We start from the raw sequence: 19,216 nt of genomic DNA on the forward strand, positions 1-19,216 counted from the left end.
ACGACATCGGTTTTCAGGCCGCCAACCTCTCCCGCGTTGTCCGGCTGAAATAATGGACCGCTTCCGGGGCGACGTTGACGGTGACGGGCGTATCCGGTCTGAGATCGATCCCGTCGGGCGATCGGACGCTGACGAGGGTGCCGTCGCCGAGCCTCACGTAGACATAGGTATTGTCGCCCAGATACTCGGTATAGACGACGTTGCCGCGGAAACCGTCGGCCGTTTCGTCGGCGAGGACGGTGAGCGCGTCCGGCCGGACGCCGATGACCAGTTCGCGCTCATCCGAAGCGGGAGGACGACCGATCGCGACGGAGCCCGATCCGGCAAGCCCGAGGCGGCTGCCGTCTCGTTCGACGTCGAGAAGCGCCATGCGCGGCGAGCCGATGAAGGTGGCCACGAAAGTGTTGGCGGGCTTCTCGTAGAGCTCCCGCGGACTTCCGAACTGTTCCACCCTGCCGTTGTTCATCACGACGATGCGGTCGGCCAGCGTCATGGCTTCCACCTGGTCATGGGTGACGTAGATCGTCGTGCCGCCGATCTCCCGATGCAGGCGGGCGATCTCCAGGCGCACGTCGGAACGCAATGCCGCGTCGAGATTGGAAAGGGGCTCGTCCAGAAGCAGCACCTTCGGCTTTCTCACGAGGGCACGGCCGATCGCGACGCGCTGCCGCTGGCCGCCGGACAGTTCCCTCGGCTTGCGCTTGAGCAGGGGCTCGAGCCGCAGCATCCTGGCGGCCTCGTCGATGCGCCGGTCGATCTCGGCCTTGTCCAGCCCCATCAGGCGTGCGCCGAAGGCCATGTTCTCGTAGACATCCATGTGCGGATAAAGAGCATAGGACTGGAAGACCATGGCGATCCCGCGCCGCGAGGGAACCACGTCGTTCATCCGGCGGTCGTCGACGCGGAATTCACCTGCGCTGATCGTGTCGAGGCCCGCGATCAGCCGGAGCAGGGTGGATTTGCCGCATCCCGAAGGCCCGACGAAGACGATGAATTCCTTGTCGGAAATTTCCAGGTCTATGCCATGCAGCACATCGACGGCGTTGAAGCTCTTCTTGATGCCGCTCAGGGTCATTCTCGCCATGCCGGAACTCTGTCCTCTTCAATTCAAAGGCTGATCGGCGGCAAGCGCCTCAAGCATCGCAGCCGTCGCGACGGGATCGTGATGAAGGATGCAATGCTGCCATCCGACCTGCCGCGCGGCGATGATATTGTCTTCGATGTCGTCGACATAGAAGACATCCTTCTCCGGGCATCCCTCGGCCCTGGAGACTTCCTGGAAAATCCTGTGATCGGGTTTCTCCAGGCCCATTTCCTGGGAAAGATACTCCTGGTCGAAATAGCCGTGTCCCAGAAGGCGCTCGTTGATATGGCGCCAGTGAATGGCCTGGTTGTTGCTCAGGCATACGACGCGATGACGTTGCCTCAGTCGGCGGACGAAGTCTATGAACTCTCCGTACCCTTCGCCGACATAGGCGTATTCGGCTTCATAGACACTCTCGGAGGGGACGCCGAAGATATCGGCAAGGGTTCGCACATATTCCGGTTCCGTGGAGCGGCCGAGCCGGAAGTCACGGAAGACCGCTTCGGGAACGTCGCCATATCCGGGGAAAAGGCCATTATCCCGCGCTTGCGAGATCGCCCGGTCGCGCGACGCCGGGTCAAGCTTCACGAAAACGCCGCCGATATCAAAGATGAAGAGTTTTTCTCGTTTCTTCATATCCGGTTTCCAGCGTTCTCCCTTGTTCCTCGCTGTTCACAACCTATTAGATAATTCCGATCTGTCAATTAATATTGGAATTTTTTATTCGTATGCAATATTTTCAACACCCTAGCAAGGTGACTTTGTATCTTGGTGCGGAACGTCCTGTTCGTGAGGCACGAAGCAGGACGATTCCTGATCTGCCGACTCCACCGGTCCCTATGGGACGTCACCTGCATGTGGAATAAGGTCGTAGGGGTGATTATCGAAAGGGCGGTCGAACAGGCTCTCACATAAAGCAGGCACTGCATCACGCGATAGGAATATAAAATTCTTATATCTTGAGGGATTGGGAATTTTTTATCATTTCCATTCCGCCGCGATCCATCGACGGGACGCAGAGGGGGAAGCCTGCAATGCCTGAATAGGACAAGACAAGTCGCCATCCGCCGTTTATGGATAGGCCGCGATGGGTGGTGAGACCGGCTTCTGGAATGGATCGACAGTTTTTCGATAGAAGTTCGGTGGAAGTCGCGCGCGATCTGGTTGGCGCCGGGCTTGATATCACAGGGGCTGGCGGGGTGATCGTCGAGACCGAGGCTTATGAGCCGGACGATCCGGCTTCTCACAGTTTCCGGGGACCGACCCCCAGGAATGCGGTGATGTTCGGGCCTCCTGCCCATGCCTATGTGTATCGTTCCTACGGCATTCACTGGTGCCTGAACTTCGTCTGCCGGCCGGGCAGCGCGGTGCTGATCAGGGCGCTGCAGCCCGTCAGGGGCATAGCCGAAATGGAAAGCCGCCGGGGCCGTGCCGATCCTCTGCTTCTATGCTCCGGCCCCGGGCGTGTCTGTCAGGCCCTTGGCGTGACCGTCGAGCATAACGGCCTGTCCCTGCTGGAGCCGCCATTCGAACTGTCCCTGCCGCAAACGCCGCCGCTGATCGTCATCGGCCGGCGCATCGGTATTTCCCAGGCCGTGGACCTGCCCTGGCGTTTCGGGCTTTCCGGTTCGTTGCACGTCAGCCGGAAATTCACCGGAAAGGGTGGTCTCGCACCGTAGGGAGCTATTCGTTGCGGCCGAGCAGTGAGAGCAGCCCGCCCGTGGCAAGACCGAGCAGGATGCCGCCGGCGGCGAGCAGCAATGCATAGGACATGATGTTGTCCGACAGCCAGTTGGCGGCGATCAGGCGCGCATTCTCCAGCGAGAAAGGCTGTGTCGGCACGAAGCGGAACCGGTTGACCGGCACGTCGCTCGGCTCCTTGCCGTCGCCTTCATAGACCATGATGCGCCCCTTGAGCCTGTCCCATTCGGCGTGGGCTGCGAACGTCCGCATGCCCTTGGCGAGCGAGGCGGCGTCGGGAGAGATGACGGCGGTCCAGGTGCCGACCTCGGTCGGGTCGCTTTGCTGCGCGATGATCAGCTCCGCCGTCCGCGGCGGCCTGTAGAGCTCTTCTGTCGCTGGAGCGAAGCGCAGCATTCCCAGGGAAAGGTCGAAATTGTCTTTCGCCCAGTCGCTGAGCGTCGAGAATTGTCGGCGGATGAAGGTGTTGCCGGATCGTTGCTGCCAGTCCTGCAGCGTCAGGGTGGAACCGCCCGAATTCTTGGGGGTGCTGCCCGAAGGCGTCCAGCTGTTGCGGCTTTCCGGATCGACCTTGAGCTGCGCCAGGACGTTGGCCGGGAATTCCGAGATGGAGCCGACGAAAAGCGCGTTCACGCCGGAGACCCGCGTTGCCGATATGCTGACGTCGACGGGAAGGACGTAGTGGGAAGCCATCGCCATCTTGCCGAGGAATGTCGCTGCGGCGGAAAGCGTCGGTTCATCGATCCGCCCGAGGAATAAGGAGATCGGGTCCGTACTGGTCCGGTAGGGAAAGCCGGTGCCGGCCGTGGCGGCGAGATTGGGTATCTGGGCGATACGGGCGAAATTCGGCATCTGAAACTGCGAAGTGCCGAATATGGCGAACCGCGCCTTGGTGTCGGCCGTGGAGCCGGGTGGGCAGACGGCGTCCTGCTTGGACAGAAGGCTGGCTTCGATATCGATCGTGTTCACACCCGGCTTGAAATGCCGCAGGGTGAGCTTGATCGGCAGATGCCGCAGCACGGCTCCTCCATAGGAGGAGATCGGCACGGTGGAGGCTATGTTGCCGTTGACGAAAATGTCGATATGGCTGCCCGGCTGGACGTCGGACGTATAGGCTGCGTCAAGGAAGATACGGGCCTCGCCATAGGCGTTGGCGTAGAAGTCCGACGGCACGCCGATGGTGAAACCGGTGCGGAACAGCCGGCCGGAGAATTCCTTGCTTTCGATGCCGAGCTGCGTGAAGTCGAGCAATGCGTTGGAATAGAGGAAAGGCGTGTCGATACCGCGCGACGACTGCGTCGAAAGCGTCTCGCGCCTTTGTGTCGCCGTACCGCTCGTGGAGGCGACGAAGCTGTTGACCAGACCTTCCAGCGCCGGCCAGGTTGGCCCGGAAAGAACGAAGGCCGAGGCGCCGGCGCTGCCCGGATAATCGGTGAAGCTCGCCACCGCTGCGTTGGCGGCCGCGGGCGTCAGGGCGGGCAGCAACGGCCGCAATTCATCCTGGGTCCCGATGAAGACCGTGAGCTCGCCGGGTTCCGGCAACGCGCTCGGCGCCTTTTCGAATGTGAAGGATTGGTTGGGCATGCCGCCCATCAACGCAAGACCTTGGGCAAGCCGCATCAGGACATCGGTCGCGCCAAGCTGGTCGAGGGCCGGCACGATCAGCCGGAAACGGGTGTTGCCCTCGTTGTCGGCGCCCACGGCGCGGATGTCGTCCAGGCGCGAAAACCGGTTCATGCCGGCCGTCGCGAATGAAAGGAACGTCCGCCGGGGATCGATATCCGTCCACAGTTCGAACGTCGATTCAATCGTGCAGTCGGTGCGGTGGCGCTGGTCCGCGCGGAAGCGGATGAGGTTGACGCCCGCCTTCAGCGCACCGGCCGGGATATCCACGACACGGTCGCTGGCCCGATCCGGCGAATTGATCGGATTGCTGTAGACCGATACGTCGTTGACGGTGACGGCGAGATGCGAGGCCTCCGGGGCGACCATGATCGAGTTCTGATAGCCGATATGGAGCCTGACCGGGGCGGCGGCCTGTTCCGGGGTCAGATAGACCGACCAGGAGCGTTGCTCGGTCTCGCCGTTCAGCCGCAGGCTTTTCTCGGGCACGAGGTAGCGCCGCGAGGCGAGTTCGGCGGGAGAGGCGGCCTGTTGCTGCTGGGCACGGGACGCCGGCTGTGCCTCCGGCGAAGGCGCGGCCGGTTGCGGAGCGGCGGGAACCGGCCCCGGATTGAAGGGGGAGCCGGGTGTTGTCGTTTGTGCCGGAGCGGGAGGAGCAGGTGGTTGCGCGCGCGGAGCGGGCGCCCCGGCCGGAGGCGCAAAGGGCGGCAGGTTTTCGCGCGTCCGCTCCTGATTCATGTCGAAGGGAGCGGTCGTCTGGGCAACCGCCGTGCCGACGGGTAGAAGAAGAAGCGCGAGTGCGAGTGCTCTTTTCATCATGCCGGCCTATCTCCCAGCGCCTGCTGCCTTGTCGCGCCCGGTATTGCGGACGAGATAGGAAAGCCCGCGCGCGGTCTGGTACATGGCAAGCCCGAGAAACCACAGCGTGCCGCCGATGATGCCCGGATTGCGCCGCCGCGATGTCTGGAACTGGGTCCATTGCGCCGAGTTGGCGAAGATCAGGTCGGCGATCAGCCGGTGATCGGTGGATTCCTGCGGCATGTAGCGGCAGCCGATCGAGGTGACGTCGCCGACCGCGTTGAAATTGCGGATCTCGATCGGCAGGTCGCTGACCGGAAGATCGCTATGGGGCTGGAAGCGGAGAGCCCCCATCTTGCCGATCTCGATATCCCTGAAGCCTTCGGTATGGACCTGCACCGAGGCGCCGTGCACCGAGACGTTTTCGATCGTGGCCGTGAACCAGCGGCCGTCGATGCCGAACTGGCAGCGCCGGCTCACCTTGACGCGCCGGGAGGCCTGCCGTTCGCCGCGTTCCGACACCACCCCGAGCGCGCAGCCTGCAAGGATGATATTGAGCAGGTTCCATCCGCCGACCACCAGCGTCACGTCGGCTTTGTAGGGTTCGGCATAGATGCGGTAGACGCTGATGCCGAATGCCACGAGCAGCACGAAGAAGATGACGAAGAAGGGCCGGCTGATTTCCGACAGGCGGCTGACCGAGACGGATTCGTCCTTGGCGGTCACCTTGAAGGTCGGTTTGCGCGGGTTGAGGATGACCGAGATGACGGCCGGCAGAAGGTGCACGGTCTGCACATACTCGTAGAGTTCGGAAATCCACGGCCAGCGGAACGATCCATAGAGATAGTTCTGCATCATCAGGTTCACGACCATGTAGGCGAGCGAATAGACCAGGAACTCGCCGCCGGACGAGGTGAAGATCTCGAGATCGAAGAACAGATAGAAGAGCGGCGCGAAGAGGAAGATCGTGCGCGGGAAGGGAAACAGCCAGAAGAGCGTCGACGACATGTAGCAGAGGCGCTGGGCGAGGGAGAGCCCTCGCTTGAGCGGCGGAAAGCGGAACCGCAGGATCTGCATCATGCCTTGCGCCCAGCGGCTGCGCTGGCCGATGAAGCTCGCGAAAGTGGCAGGCTGCAGGCCGGCGATCAGCGGGCGGTCGACATAGATGCTGTGCCAGCCCAACCCATGCAGGTCGAGTGCGGTTTCGCAGTCCTCGGTGATGCTGACGCCGCTGAAGCCGTTCGACACTTCCAGCGCCTTGCGGTTCAGCACGGCGGCGGAGCCGCAGAAGAATGCGGCATTCCATTTGTCCAGCCCCCGCTGAATGATGCCGTAGAACATCTCGTTCTCGCTCGGCATCCTTTCGAAGGTCCGCAGGTTGCGCTCGACCGGGTCGGGGTTCAGGAAGAAATGCGGCGTCTGGACGAGGAAAAGTTTCGGGTTCTCATCGAAATAGCCGACCGTTTCGAGCAGGAAGTCGCGGCCGGGGGCATGGTCGGCGTCGAAGACGGCGATCAGCGATCCCGTCGAATGCTGGAGGCCGTTGTTGAGGTTGCCGGCCTTGGCGTGCTCGTTTCGCTCGCGCGTGAGATAACGTACGCCGAGCTCCTCGCAGAGTTCCTGGAGCACCTTGTGGCGCAATTCGGCCATGTGGGCTTCCATGATGTTGGCGGACTTGCGCTTCTGCACGGTGCCGCCGTCGTCGAGGAGCCAGACGGTGAGCTTTTCGGGCGGATAGTCCATGTTGCGCGCCGCCGCCAGGGTATTGGCGAGCAGGTCGACATCCTCGTTGTAGCTCGGCACGAAAACATCGACGGTCGGCAGCTCGCCGCCGCGCCGCTTGTAGGGAGGGCGCGGAGGCAGCGGCATCGAGACGACGAAGAGGCTGAGCGCCAGCATCAGCACGCTGTACATTTCCGCGAGATAGACGAGCAGGCCGGGAATGAAGTTCTCGAGCTGGCTCATCGGCGGCAGCGTGCTCGTGGTGCGCCAGTAGACATAGCGCAGCACCATGGCCGTGCCGAATGCCAGCGCCACGAGCCGCCATTTGCCTTCGGCCTTGAGAAGCTTGATCACCACCATGACGGCCACGACGAGCAGGCTAGCGATGAGCTGGGTCCGCGTGTTGATCGGCAGCGTGACCAGGAGGATGATCAGCACGCTCGCCAGCGCCCAGGTGATTGCAGAAAGGACTGTCCGCATCGCGGGCTACCTCCAGCGGCCGGAGAAACCGGCCCTCGGTCGGCCGGTCGGGAACGGATTATCGGCAGGCATCGGCAGCCCCGTTGTTCACGGTCGTGCATGAAGGGGACGGAACGTTGATCCGGCGGGCATCCGCGATGCCGGACGGCGAAGGCACCAGCGGCATGCGGGAGACCTGAGGCGCCTGGGCGACGGGCGGCGCTGCCGATACCGCCGGCGTCGCCGTAACCCCCGGCACGACCGGGCTTGCCGGCGCATTCGCCGGGGCCTGCACGGGCTGGCTGGCGCGCGCCGGGGCCGGGCGTGTGGAAATCGCGGCGGATCTGGCGGGCAGGACCGGGACGATCGGCTCGGCTCCGGCCGGCCGCGGATAGATCGGCGCCCCGACGCCGCCGAGGTTCGGCGAAACGGGCTGCGGCTCGCCATAGGGGTTCCAGCCGCCCGCATCCACGGAGCCGGTGATCGTGTAGTTGTACATGACGGCGAGGAGCTGCTGTTCCGTGGCGCTCGCCTGGCAAAGCCTCAGGCGGACCTGGATCGAACCGTAGTTCGCCAGCGGCGAGATCGTGCCGGACGGCGATCGGATCTGCTGCCATGCGTACATGCAGAGATCGTCGCCCGCACCGTGCCCGAAAGCATAGCCAAAAGGGCCATAGTTGTTCTGTACATAGATGGAGGACCGCGCCATGCGGATGCCGGGCAGGGCCTGGCGCATCTGCGAGGTGATGCCGGCTTCCGTGACCGGTCTTGAGGTCAGGTTGTTGTCGCTGAGCCTGAACGGGCTGGCGGTGCCGAAGAACTGAACCTTGAATGCGTTCTGTCCCGGCGTCCGCGCGGAGGTATAGAGAGAGATGTCCTGTTCGACCGCGTTGTTGTAGCGCCGCTCGATGACGCTCACGATGCCGGGGCCTGCCGGCGGCGGCAGCAGCATGGCCTGTTCTGACGGCACATTCCGGGCAAACGTACCCATCTGCGTGGGCTGGCCGGCGCAGCCGGCAGCGACAAGCGGCAGGATCGAAGACAGGACTGCTGTTCTCAGGGGGCCAGGGCCTCTCTTTTGCTGCGTTCGGATCAGATGCTTTTCCGCCATAATGAGCGCTACCGACAAGTCGCGGACATTCATTGTCCGCCGGAGGACCCGGAATTCCCGGGTGCAAAGCACATAGCTTCACAAACCCGATTCTCGGGGTCGACTCAAGCATTTGATGACGTAAATCTAAATTGTTCGTTAACCATATCGGTTCATTCTTTGGGAATGGTTGCGCAAGGAACCGAAGCCGTCCGCATGAGGCGCAGACGGACATCGTGGACGACAGCGGAGTGAGCATGCGGTTTTCGCTCATCGCATTGACGGTTTTGGGCGTTGCCGCGGTGGGACTGTATGGTCTCGGCCGGCAGTCCACTGTTGACGTCGGCATGATGACGAGTTCCGTAACGCCGACGCCGCCTGCTGTTAAGGTGGACCGTTTGCAGGTCTCGCCCGCCGAAAGGACGGAGCGCGTCGTCGCCCAGCTTCTTTATCCGAACCGGGAAGCGGATACCCGGCCAGGCCCGTCTGCGCTGGTCATTGCCCAGGCTCCGCCCGGATCGGCCTCTTCGACGACCTCGCCCCCGTCCGCAAATCAGCCGCCGGCCACGTCGGTTGCGGTTCCGTCGCAGGATCAGCCGCCGGTGGTTGACGAAAGTGCGCTGCGTTACTTCGCGGCCCGGGGGGATACCGCGCGCTTGCAGGCGGAGATCTCCCGCCTGAGGACGCTTTACCCCAACTGGACGCCGCCTGCCGATCCCCTGGCGGTTCAGGTCGGGACCGATCGCCAGCTTGAAAACATGTGGCAGCTTTACGCCTTGTCACGGTATGCGGATGTGCGCAGGGCGATCGCCGATCGCCAGGCTGCGGAACCCGGCTGGCAGCCGCCGGCAGATCTTCTGGAACGCCTGAAGCTGGCGGAAGGGCGCGCTGCCCTGGTCGCGGCGTCCGATGCCAGGAACTACGATGGCGTGGTCCAGGCGGCGGCGGAGAACCCGGGCCTGCTCACATGCAGCGAGGTGGATGTTCTGTGGCGGGTAGCGGAAGCCTTCGCCAGGACCGACAGGCCGGGGCGCGCGCGCGACGCCTATGTCTATATCCTCAACAATTGCGACAATGCATCCGAGCGCTACGCCACCCTGCAGAAGGCGATCGACGTGCTGTCCGTCGACATGCTGGAGGAACTGCTTGCAAAGGAGCGGACGCCGGCTGGCGGTCAGCCCGAGTTCGAACCCCTGCGCGACGATATCGCGCGCCGCCTCGTGGCCGACGGCAATACCGACCCGAAGCTGGCGGTGCCGGAAAAATACCTGACCCGGCTGGAGCGGCTTGCCGAAGCGGACGGCATGGCTTCCGATGCGCTGCTGCTTGGCTGGTATTATTATCGCCGGGATAACCTCGGTGGCGCTGAGCGCTGGTTCCGCCGCGCCTTCGGCAAGGAGGAGACGGCTTCCTCGGCCGAAGGTCTGGCACTGACGTTGGTCGCCCAGAAATCGCCGGTGGAGGCGGAAACCGTGCTTTACCGCTGGCGCGATTCCTCCGATGGCTCGAAACAGGCCTATCTTGCCGCGGTTGCCAATCTGCTGGCCCTTGATCCCCCGCCGATATTGCAGCAGGACGTCCTGCAGCGCATGGCGCCGGTCGTCATCGCCGCCCGTAACACGGATGCGGCGCAGCAGTTCGGCTGGTATGCCCGTGCCATGCGGCAGCTCCAGACGGCGACCGAATGGTTCGGCGCCGCGCTGTCCTGGAAACCTGACGACGAGCCTTCGGCCTATGGTCTCGCATTGACCCGCAACGACCTTGGCGACAGGGCTGGTGTTGCCGGGATTCAGAGGGCCTGGGCAGGCCGTTCCGAGCGGATCGCGCGGCTGAACGAGGTCGCCGCCGAGCCGCGTACGTCCCGTCAACCGCCCGCACCCGTTCAGGCCGCGCCCCAGCCGGTGCAAAAGGCGGCGAGAATGCCCGTTCAAAAGGCTGCGGGCACTCGCCACGGCCAATGCTGGACCACCGAGGACCCTCTTCGGATGCCGCCCGATGCGGCCTTGGCGAGAGGCTGGTGCCTGATGGATATCAACCGCCCTCTGGAGGCCGCCCGTTCCTTCGAGGCGGCTTACGCCAGCACTTCGGCCGATATCCGGTCGGACGCGGCCTACGGCAAGAGCCTTGCCTACCTGCGCGCCGGCCTGACGGACAAGGCCTCCGTCGCCGCCGCCGACGCGGGGCAGACGAACAAGCGCGCGGTGGAGCTTCAAACCGCGATCCTGGCCGACCGGGCGGTGAATGCCTTCAGGCTCGGACGTTATCGGGAAGCCTTGCTGGCGCTTGATCAACGGGCGCAGATAGCCCCCGAGCAGACCGATCTCATGGCTCTGCGAGGTTATGCCCATCTCAGTCTCGGCAGGACCGGCGATGCGCGCCGCATCTTCCAGGCGCTGGCGGATATGGGCGACAAGGCGGGGTTGCGCGGTCTGGCCGATATCGAGGACATGGACTGATCGACCGGTCCCGACCTTGGACGCTCAAGACGCGTCTTCTTGAAGTAAAACAGGCGTTCTCCACCCTCTATTAACCTTCAGGCAAGGAATTAACCATACAAATTGGAATGCACGGCGAAATGGGACGACTCTGGTCTCTCACCAGGCATGAAGCCGCAAAGCCGTACCGGGCAGTCCGGTATCCGCTCATGAAAATCCAGGAAAGCCTGCGGTGACCGTGTTGCCCATGCCTGACGGCTGTTGATCCGTTCCGGCGAGCATCCCCCATTCATCTCCGGTGCCTGGCTGACAGGGCCGCATTCCGCCAATCCGCTCGGATTGGCATGGTTGATTTTTGGGGAAGGTTTTGGTGCAGGAAACGCCATCGGATCAGGCGCGACGGAGCCAGGCGGGCAGCCTGGGCGAGAGACTGGCATTTGCCGGCCTCGACGGTGAACTGCGCGATCTCCTGCGCCGTTGCCGCCCACAGATCGAGCGGCATCTGAAGACCGGCCTGCGTGATCTTTTCCATCGCCTCCAGTCGTTTCCCGAAGCGGCCCGCAATTTCGAGAGCGAGCAGCAGATCGAGCGGCTGCACGATCTGCAGGCCTCGCACTGGGGCGTGCTGACGGATGCCCGTTTCGATGCGCTTTATGCCGAACGGGTGAAAGTGCTCTCCGATACCGAGAGCCGCATGGGCCTCGATCCTCGCTGGCACGTTGCCGGCCACGCGGTCATGCTCGAACACCTGATCGCCGGCGTGATCGTCGACCTCGCTCCCAAGTCCCTGCTGCCGGGCGGCCGCAAGCGTGAACAGGAACTGCTCGACCTCGTCGGCGCGATCACCCGCCTTGTGATGGTCGATGTCGAGATCGCTGTTTCGCTCCGGTTCAACGAACTGCGCCAGAAGCACCAGCGCGCACTCGCCGAACAGCGCGAGGCCGATCATGCGCAGGCTGTCGAAACCTTTTCCGAAGTCGTCGCGGCGCTTGCCCGCCGCGATCTGACGGCCTGTCTTCCAGCCGACGTACCGGATGTCTATCGCGAACTCGCGGACCTGCTGAACCAGGCGGTCGCCGGCATGCGGGGAACGGTCGAGACGACGGATGTGCATGGCCAGAGAGCGGGCGCACTGACGCATTCGCTGGCCGACAGCGCCCGATCCTTCGCCGCCGTTTCCGAAGAGCAGTCCGGGCGCTTGCAGGACGCGGCGCGCGTGCTCCTCGACATCACCGCGAAAGTCAAGGGAAGCGCCGCCGAGACGGCGACCGCTGAAAAGGCCGCCGCAGAGACGCGGCGTTCGGTCGAGGCGAGCGGTGAGGTGGTCGGCCGCGCGATCAGCGCCATGGCCGACATCGAAACCTCCGCCGAGAAGATCGGCCAGATCATCGGCGTCATCGACGACATCGCCTTCCAGACCAATCTCCTGGCTCTGAACGCCGGCATCGAGGCCGCCCGCGCCGGTGAGACGGGCCGTGGTTTTGCGGTTGTCGCCCAGGAAGTGCGCGCATTGGCGCAGCGTTCCGCCGAAGCCGCCCGGGAGATCAAGACGCTGGTGAACACCACCAAGGGGCAGGTGGATGCCGGCGTCGACATGGTTCATCGCACCCAGGATGCGATCGGCGGCATCGTCCGCCAGGTTACCGAGATCAACGATGCGATCGCCGGCATTGCCCGCGATGCCGGCGACCAGGCCAGGAGCCTCGATCATCTCACCGCCGAGATCGGCTCGGTCAGCGAACGCGTGGCTGCAAACGCGGATCTTGCGAGCCGGGCCGGCGAGGGCGCGGACGAACTGCATACCGTGATCCTGGAACTTGGCCGCACGATCCGCGAATTCCGGATCGAGCGTCAGGGCCGGTATGCGGAAATGCAGCTTCCGGCCGAGACAAGGCCGCAGCCGGTACGCGTCGCGCTCGCGCCGGCGGCAGGCGACCGCGTGCGTGAAGGCGAACACCTCTTTCAGAAACGACAAGGAATGAGCTGATGGCTGCAAAGAAAGCTGCTCCGGGAAGTTTGAAGCTGTCGGCAGTGCTGGACCTCAACGAGGCTTCGGTTCTGCACGGGAAGCTGATGTCCATGCGCGGAAGCGATGTCGTGATCGACGCCTCCGGTGTCGACCGGGTCGGCGTGCAGTGCGCGCAGGTCCTGGTCGCCGGCGCCAGGGCCTGGGAGGAGGACAGGAAATCCTTCCTGGTCGAGAAAGCCTCAGACGCATTTCAGAAGACGATGCAGCTTATCGGCGTCGAAAATTTGGTTGCTAAGGAGATCTAGCAATGAAGAAAAAAGTACTGACCGTGGACGACTCCCGGACGATCCGGAACATGCTTCTGGTGACCCTCAACAATGCCGGTTTCGAAACCATCCAGGCAGAAGACGGTGTTGAAGGCCTCGAAGTCCTCGAGGACGCCAATCCCGACGTCATCGTCACCGATATCAACATGCCGCGCCTCGACGGTTTCGGCTTCATCGAAGGCGTCCGCCGCAACGAGAAGTACCGTGCGGTTCCGATCCTCGTCCTGACGACGGAAAGCGACCAGGAAAAGAAGAACCGGGCCCGGCAGGCCGGCGCGACGGGCTGGATCGTCAAGCCCTTCGATCCTGCCAAACTGATTGATGCGATCGAGCGTGTAACCGCCTGAGCCAGGAATTCCTCCGATGGATATGAACGAAATCAAAGAGATCTTCTTTCAGGAATGCGAAGAGCAGCTCGCTGAACTGGAGTCGGGTCTTCTCAAGCTGAACGACGGGGATCGCGACCCCGAAACGGTGAACGCCGTTTTCCGTGCCGTTCATTCCATCAAGGGCGGCGCCGGCGCTTTCGGCCTGGACGATCTGGTTTCCTTCGCTCACGTCTTCGAGACGACGCTCGACTGCGTTCGCTCCGGCAAGCTGGAACCGGGTCAGGATGTCCTCAAGGTCATGCTGAAATCGGCCGACGTGCTTGCCGACCTCGTCAGCGCCTCGCGCGACGGCGGCAGCGTCGATGAATCCCGTTCGCGCGGTCTCGTGAAGGAACTCGAGGCGCTCGCCCATGGCGAACTGCCGTCTTCTTCCGGCGCGGAGGCTCCGAAGCCGGTTGCCAAGGCTGCTCCCGCCGCAGCCGCGCCCGCCCCGAAGGCCGAACCGCCGAAGCCGACCGACGAGAGCGGTTTCCAGCCCATTCCTTTCACCTTCGACGGTTTCGGCGACGATGAGGAGCCGGCGCTCGAAGGCTCGACCTACGACATCGTCTTCAGGCCGCGCCGCGAACTCTATTCCAAGGGCAACGAAGCGGCGCTGCTGCTGCGCGATCTCTCCCGCCTTGGCGACATGAGCATCAATTGCGACATGGACAGCCTGCCGGCCCTCGACAAGATGGACCCGGAAGCCTCCTATTTCGGCTGGAAGATTTCGATCAAGACGACCAGGGCCGAGGATGATATCCGCGCCGTCTTCGAATTCGCCGAATGGGATTGTGACCTCGAAGTGAAGCTCGCCGAAGAGGCCTCCTCGGACGAGGAGCTGCCGATGGTCCCGGTTCCTTTCGACCTTTCGATCCTCGATGAAGCCCCTGTGGCCGAGGAAGAGGAAAAGGTGGTCGAGAATGCCGCCGAAGAGACGGTTGCGGCGGCCGTGTCCGCCGCCGAGACCGCGACAGGCATAGCGAAGGCGGCCGGTGCGGCCGCCCGCGCCGCCGAGAAGAAGGAATCCGCCGCCGCTGCCCAGAACAATGCCGCCGCCGCCGCTGCCGCCGCAGGCCAGACGATCCGCGTCGATCTCGACCGCGTCGATCGCCTGATCAACCTCGTGGGTGAACTCGTCATCAATCAGGCGATGTTGTCCCAGAGCGTCATCGAAAACGACACGACCGGCACGTCTTCGATCAACATGGGTCTCGAAGAGCTGCAGCAGCTCACCCGCGAGATCCAGGACTCGGTCATGGCGATCCGCGCGCAGCCGGTGAAGCCGGTCTTCCAGCGCATGTCGCGCATTGTCCGCGAAGTGGCCGACATGGTCGGCAAGCAGATCCGCCTGATCACCGAAGGCGAAAACACCGAAGTGGACAAGACGGTCATCGACAAGCTTGCGGAACCGCTGACCCACATGATCCGCAATGCCGTCGACCACGGCATCGAAACGCCCGAGAAGCGCGAGGCCGCCGGCAAGAACCCGGAAGGCACCGTCAAGCTCACGGCGAAGCACCGCTCCGGCCGCATCCTGATCGAGCTGCAGGACGACGGCGCCGGCATCAACCGCGAGCGCGTCCGCCAGAAGGCGATCGACAACGATCTCATCGCCGCCGATGCGAACCTTTCGGACGACGAGATCGACAACCTGATCTTCATGCCGGGCTTCTCGACCGCCGACAAGATCTCGGACATTTCCGGCCGCGGCGTCGGCATGGACGTGGTCAAGCGTTCGATCCAGGCGCTTGGCGGCCGCATCTCGATCTCCTCGAAACCGGGGCACGGTTCGACCTTCACCATGAGCCTGCCGCTGACGCTCGCCGTTCTCGACGGCATGGTGGTGACGGTTGCCGGCCAGACCCTTGTCGTGCCGTTGACCGCGATCGTCGAAACGCTGCAGCCGGAGGCATCCGCCATCCACTCCTTCGGCGCGAACCAGCGGCTGATTTCGATCCGCAACTCCTTCTGCCCGCTGGTCGATGTCGGCCGCATCCTGAATTTCCGCGCCATCCAGGCGAACCCGGTCGACGGTGTCGCTCTCCTGGTGGAGTCGGAAGGAGGCGGCCAGCGCGCGCTGATGGTGGACGCGATCCAGGGCCAGCGCCAGGTGGTCATCAAGTCGCTCGAAGCAAACTACACCCATGTTCCGGGCATTGCCGCAGCCACCATCCTGGGTGATGGCCGGGTCGCGCTCATTCTCGATGTCGACGCGGTCGTCGCAGCTTCGCGCGGCCAGTCGCTCCGGCCTGAAATGTCACTCGCAGCCACGGGTTAATGGGTATGTCGTACGCCGTGAAGAATCTTGTCCAGGGAAGCCGGGAACTGATCGCCTTCCGTATCGGTGATCAGGAATTCTGCGTGAACATCATGTCCGTCCGCGAAATCCGCGGTTGGACCCCCGCGACGCCGATGCCGCATGCGCCGGCCTATGTGATGGGCGTGATCAACCTGCGTGGTGCGGTCCTTCCCATCATCGACCTGTCGTCCCGGCTTGGGATGAAGGAAGCCGAACCGAGCGCCCGCCATGTGATCATCGTGGCGCAGGTCAAGAACCGCATGGTCGGCCTTCTTGTCGAGGCCGTTTCCGATATCCTTACGATTACCGACGAGAATATCCAGCCGGTGCCGGAAGTCTCTTCCGACCTGGAAAAACAGTATGCCCGGGGGATACTCGCCATCGAAAAACGGATGATCTGCATGATCGAGCTGGACGCTCTCTTCCCGGAAAAGGAAAGCGAGGCTGCATGAAGCCCCTGGGCGCCCTTGAAAGCCGGCAGTCACCGGATGATGTGCTTGCGAGCGGAGAATACCCGCTGACGCGTCGCGACCTGACGGATATCGCGGCGATGATCTATGCGGATGCCGGAATCTATCTGAACGATTCCAAGGCCTCTCTCGTCTATTCCCGCCTGTCGAAGCATATCCGCGCATTGGGCTTGCGGGGCTTCAAGGATTATTGCGCGCTGGTGGCGTCGCCGGATGGCGCAGCCGCCCGCCGCGAGATGCTTTCGCACCTGACCACCAACTTCACCCGTTTCTTCCGCGAAAACCACCATTTCGAGCATCTGCGCGACGAAGTGCTGCCGAAGCTCATCGACCGTGCCAAGGGCGGCGGTCGCGTGCGCATCTGGTCGGCCGCCTGTTCGGACGGACAGGAGCCTTATTCGATCGCGCTCACCGTGCTGTCGCTGCTGCCCAACGCGGCAGACTACGATTTCCGCATCCTGGCGACCGACATCGACCCGAAGATCCTGGCTGCGGCGAGAGCCGGCGTCTATGACGAGAACGCGCTCGAGACGATGACGCCGGCGATGCGCAAGCAATGGTTCCGTGATGTCGACGTGAACGGCCGCCGGAAATTCCAGATCGACGACCGCGTCAAGAAGCTCATCACCTTCAACGAGCTGAACCTGATGGCGCAATGGCCGTTCAAGGGCAATTTCGACGTCATCTTCTGCCGCAACGTCGTCATCTATTTCGACGAGCCGACGCAGATGAAGATCTGGTCGCGGTTCGCCTCGCTGCTGCCGGAAGGCGGCCATCTCTACATCGGTCACTCCGAACGCGTCTCCGGCGATGCGAAGAACCTGTTCGATAACATCGGCATCACCACCTATCGATATGCCGGCAAGAACGCGGGGAGAAAAGCATGAGCGCTCCGGCACGGGTCCTTGTCGTCGACGACTCGCCCACCATGCGTGGGCTGATCACGGCCGTGCTGAATTCCGATCCGGAAGTCAGCGTCGTCGGGCAGGCCGGCGACGCGCTGGAAGCGCGCGCGGCGATCAAGCAGCTCAATCCCGACGTCGTCACGCTCGACATCGAAATGCCCAACATGAACGGGCTGGAATTCCTCGAAAAGATCATGCGCCTCAGGCCCATGCCGGTCATCATGGTCTCCGCCATGACCCATCAAGGCGCCAATGCGACGCTGGCGGCCCTTGAGATCGGCGCTTTCGACTGCGTCGGCAAGCCCACGCCCGGCGATGTCCGCCCGTTCGTGGACCTGGCCGAAAAGGTGAAGGCCGCGGCCCGCTCGGGGCCACGCAGAAGCGGGCCGGCTCCGGCTCAGGTGACCGCCCCGGCCGCCGAATATCGTGTCGGACGCAAGATCGTGGCCATCGGCTCGTCCACGGGCGGGGTGGAAGCCCTCATCGCGGTGTTGCAGAAGTTTCCGCAAAATTGTCCGCCGACGGTGATTACTCAACATATGCCGTCCACGTTTACCAAAAGTTTTGCTGAACGCCTTAATCGTATCTGCGCACCCGTGGTGCAGGAGGCAACCGATGGCGCGCGGCTGGAGATCGGCAAGATCTATCTCGCGCCCGGCGGCGAACGGCACCTGCAGGTGGTCAATCCGTCGGCGCCATCTTGTCGGCTGGTCGAAAAGGAGCCCGTGAACGGCCATAGGCCTTCCGTGGATGTTCTCTTCGACTCGGTCGCCGATCTGGCGGGCCGCAATGCGGTCGGGGTCATCCTGACGGGTATGGGCCGCGATGGAGCGGCCGGTCTGCTGAGGATGCGCAGCGCGGGCGCGCGCACCATCGGGCAGAATGAAAAGACCTGTGTCGTCTACGGCATGCCGAGGGTCGCCCATGAGATAGGGGCCATCGAGCAACAACTGCCGCTGGGCTCCATTGGAGAAGAAGTGTTGAAGTTAACTGCCGCCCGAAAAGAAGGTACCGAATAATGTCTCTCGCTGAAAAAATCAAAGTTCTGATCGTTGACGATCAGGTGACCAGCCGCCTGCTGCTCAGCGATGCTCTGACACAGCTCGGCTTCAAGCAGATCACTGCGGCCGGTGACGGCGAGCAGGGTATGAAGATCATGGCCGAACAGCCGCACCATCTGGTGATCTCGGATTTCAACATGCCGAAGATGGACGGCATCGGCTTCCTGCAGGCTGTCCGCAGCAATCCGAACACGAAGAAGGCCGCGTTCATCATCCTGACGGCTCAGGGCGACCGCGCCCTGGTGCAGAAAGCGGCCCAGCTTGGCGCCAACAACGTTCTCGCCAAGCCATTCACCATCGAAAAGATGAAGGCCGCTATCGAAGCGGTGTTTGGAGCATTGAAATGAATGACGCCGCGACAGCCAGGCGTGTCCATATCATTCAGGGAGAGTACAAGGTCGTAAACGATCCGAACGTCGTCCTCTCGACGATTTTGGGCTCATGCGTGGCTGCGTGTCTTCGTGATCCTGTCGCCGGCATCGGCGGCATGAATCACTTCCTGCTTCCGGGTTCCGGCGGCTCCATGTCCTCGGGTGGCGATGCGACGCGTTATGGCGTGCATTTGATGGAGCTTCTGATCAACGGTCTCCTGAAGCAGGGAGCGCGGCGCGACCGGCTGGAAGCGAAAGTGTTCGGCGGTGCCAAGACGATCGCGAGCTTCTCGAATGTCGGCGAACAGAATGCGGCGTTCGCCATGCAGTTTCTCAAAGACGAAGGCATCCCGGTCGTCGGCTCCTCGACGGGCGGGGATCACGGGCGCAAGCTCGAGTACTGGCCGGTGAGCGGCCGGGCTCGCCAGTACCCGCTGACCGGTGCCGAAACCCAGCGGACCGTGGCCATGGAGGAGCGCCCCATACGCATCCCGCCCAAGCCCGCCGAAAGCTCCATCGAATTCTTTTGATC

16 protein-coding genes are annotated in these 19,216 nt (G+C 63.1%); 11 read left to right on the forward strand and 5 right to left on the reverse strand.

The genetic code is table 11. The features are described from left to right. Positions 1 to 13 precede the first annotated feature (13 nt). Together ACFFP0_RS14780 and ACFFP0_RS14785 are read right to left on the reverse strand one after the other, a co-directional pair. Positions 14 to 1,084, reverse strand: a complete 1,071-nt coding sequence (locus ACFFP0_RS14780) for an ABC transporter ATP-binding protein (RefSeq protein ID WP_377261999.1) — start codon at positions 1,082 to 1,084, stop codon at positions 14 to 16. 18 nt (positions 1,085 to 1,102) lie between these two features. Continuing rightward, positions 1,103 to 1,720 carry an HAD-IA family hydrolase gene (locus ACFFP0_RS14785; RefSeq protein WP_377262001.1) on the reverse strand — a complete coding sequence of 206 codons (618 nt, stop codon included), beginning with the start codon at positions 1,718 to 1,720 and terminating at the stop codon, positions 1,103 to 1,105. Between the two features lie 476 nt (positions 1,721 to 2,196). Here ACFFP0_RS14785 and ACFFP0_RS14790 point away from each other — a divergent pair, with 476 nt between their 5' ends. Continuing rightward, positions 2,197 to 2,763 carry a DNA-3-methyladenine glycosylase gene (locus tag ACFFP0_RS14790; RefSeq protein ID WP_377262003.1) on the forward strand — a complete coding sequence of 189 codons (567 nt, stop codon included), beginning with the start codon at positions 2,197 to 2,199 and terminating at the stop codon, positions 2,761 to 2,763. A 4-nt stretch (positions 2,764 to 2,767) separates the two neighbouring features. Here ACFFP0_RS14790 and ACFFP0_RS14795 read toward each other — a convergent pair whose 3' ends face one another. Genes ACFFP0_RS14795 through bcsN form a run of 3 tightly spaced genes read right to left on the reverse strand, consistent with a single transcriptional unit; the run spans position 2,768 to position 8,339 of the window. Next, positions 2,768 to 5,227 carry a cellulose biosynthesis cyclic di-GMP-binding regulatory protein BcsB gene (locus ACFFP0_RS14795; protein WP_377262005.1) on the reverse strand — a complete coding sequence of 820 codons (2,460 nt, stop codon included), beginning with the start codon at positions 5,225 to 5,227 and terminating at the stop codon, positions 2,768 to 2,770. A 6-nt stretch (positions 5,228 to 5,233) separates the two neighbouring features. Continuing rightward, positions 5,234 to 7,408: a UDP-forming cellulose synthase catalytic subunit gene (bcsA, locus tag ACFFP0_RS14800; protein ID WP_377262008.1), complete on the reverse strand. Its 2,175-nt coding sequence runs from the start codon at positions 7,406 to 7,408 to the stop codon at positions 5,234 to 5,236. 58 nt (positions 7,409 to 7,466) lie between these two features. Beyond that, complete coding sequence (bcsN, locus tag ACFFP0_RS14805) at positions 7,467 to 8,339, reverse strand: cellulose biosynthesis protein BcsN (RefSeq protein ID WP_377262011.1); 873 nt, start codon at positions 8,337 to 8,339, stop codon at positions 7,467 to 7,469. A gap of 395 nt (positions 8,340 to 8,734) precedes the next feature. Between bcsN and ACFFP0_RS14810 the strand changes: the two genes are divergently transcribed. The 10 genes from ACFFP0_RS14810 to cheD all read left to right on the forward strand — a co-directional run bounded on the left by ACFFP0_RS14810 (position 8,735) and on the right by cheD (position 19,214). Then, entirely contained in the window at positions 8,735 to 10,933 is a 2,199-nt protein-coding gene (locus tag ACFFP0_RS14810) for a tetratricopeptide repeat protein (protein WP_377262013.1), read from the forward strand. Positions 10,934 to 11,279: 346 nt separating this feature from the next. Further along, positions 11,280 to 12,899, forward strand: coding sequence for a globin-coupled sensor protein (locus ACFFP0_RS14815; RefSeq protein ID WP_377262016.1), 1,620 nt, complete (start codon positions 11,280 to 11,282; stop codon positions 12,897 to 12,899). Next, entirely contained in the window at positions 12,899 to 13,186 is a 288-nt protein-coding gene (locus tag ACFFP0_RS14820; protein ID WP_377262019.1) for an STAS domain-containing protein, read from the forward strand. Before ACFFP0_RS14815 ends, ACFFP0_RS14820 begins: the two co-directional genes overlap by 1 nt. A gap of 2 nt (positions 13,187 to 13,188) precedes the next feature. Beyond that, the gene (gene cheY1 / locus ACFFP0_RS14825) at positions 13,189 to 13,554 is read left to right on the forward strand and encodes a chemotaxis response regulator CheY1 (protein WP_037158833.1); all 366 of its coding nucleotides are present in this window, start codon (positions 13,189 to 13,191) and stop codon (positions 13,552 to 13,554) included. A gap of 16 nt (positions 13,555 to 13,570) precedes the next feature. Further along, positions 13,571 to 15,856 (forward strand): chemotaxis protein CheA, encoded by a 2,286-nt coding sequence (locus ACFFP0_RS14830; protein WP_377262022.1) that lies wholly within the window; start codon positions 13,571 to 13,573, stop codon positions 15,854 to 15,856. 5 nt (positions 15,857 to 15,861) lie between these two features. After that, positions 15,862 to 16,329, forward strand: a complete 468-nt coding sequence (locus ACFFP0_RS14835) for a chemotaxis protein CheW (RefSeq protein WP_377262024.1) — start codon at positions 15,862 to 15,864, stop codon at positions 16,327 to 16,329. Then, complete coding sequence (gene cheR, locus ACFFP0_RS14840) at positions 16,326 to 17,234, forward strand: protein-glutamate O-methyltransferase CheR (protein ID WP_377262026.1); 909 nt, start codon at positions 16,326 to 16,328, stop codon at positions 17,232 to 17,234. Before ACFFP0_RS14835 ends, cheR begins: the two co-directional genes overlap by 4 nt. Beyond that, positions 17,231 to 18,271: a protein-glutamate O-methylesterase CheB gene (gene cheB / locus ACFFP0_RS14845; RefSeq protein WP_377262028.1), complete on the forward strand. Its 1,041-nt coding sequence runs from the start codon at positions 17,231 to 17,233 to the stop codon at positions 18,269 to 18,271. The genes cheR and cheB overlap by 4 nt, the downstream gene beginning before the upstream one ends. After that, complete coding sequence (locus ACFFP0_RS14850; protein ID WP_037158816.1) at positions 18,271 to 18,660, forward strand: response regulator; 390 nt, start codon at positions 18,271 to 18,273, stop codon at positions 18,658 to 18,660. Before cheB ends, ACFFP0_RS14850 begins: the two co-directional genes overlap by 1 nt. Then, on the forward strand, positions 18,657 to 19,214 hold the full coding sequence (cheD, locus tag ACFFP0_RS14855) for a chemoreceptor glutamine deamidase CheD (RefSeq protein ID WP_377262031.1): 558 nt from the start codon (positions 18,657 to 18,659) through the stop codon (positions 19,212 to 19,214). Before ACFFP0_RS14850 ends, cheD begins: the two co-directional genes overlap by 4 nt. Positions 19,215 to 19,216 lie beyond the last annotated feature (2 nt).

The organism is Neorhizobium puerariae (assembly GCF_042429745.1).
In the GTDB taxonomy this organism is placed as follows: Bacteria; Pseudomonadota; Alphaproteobacteria; order Rhizobiales; family Rhizobiaceae; genus Neorhizobium; species Neorhizobium puerariae.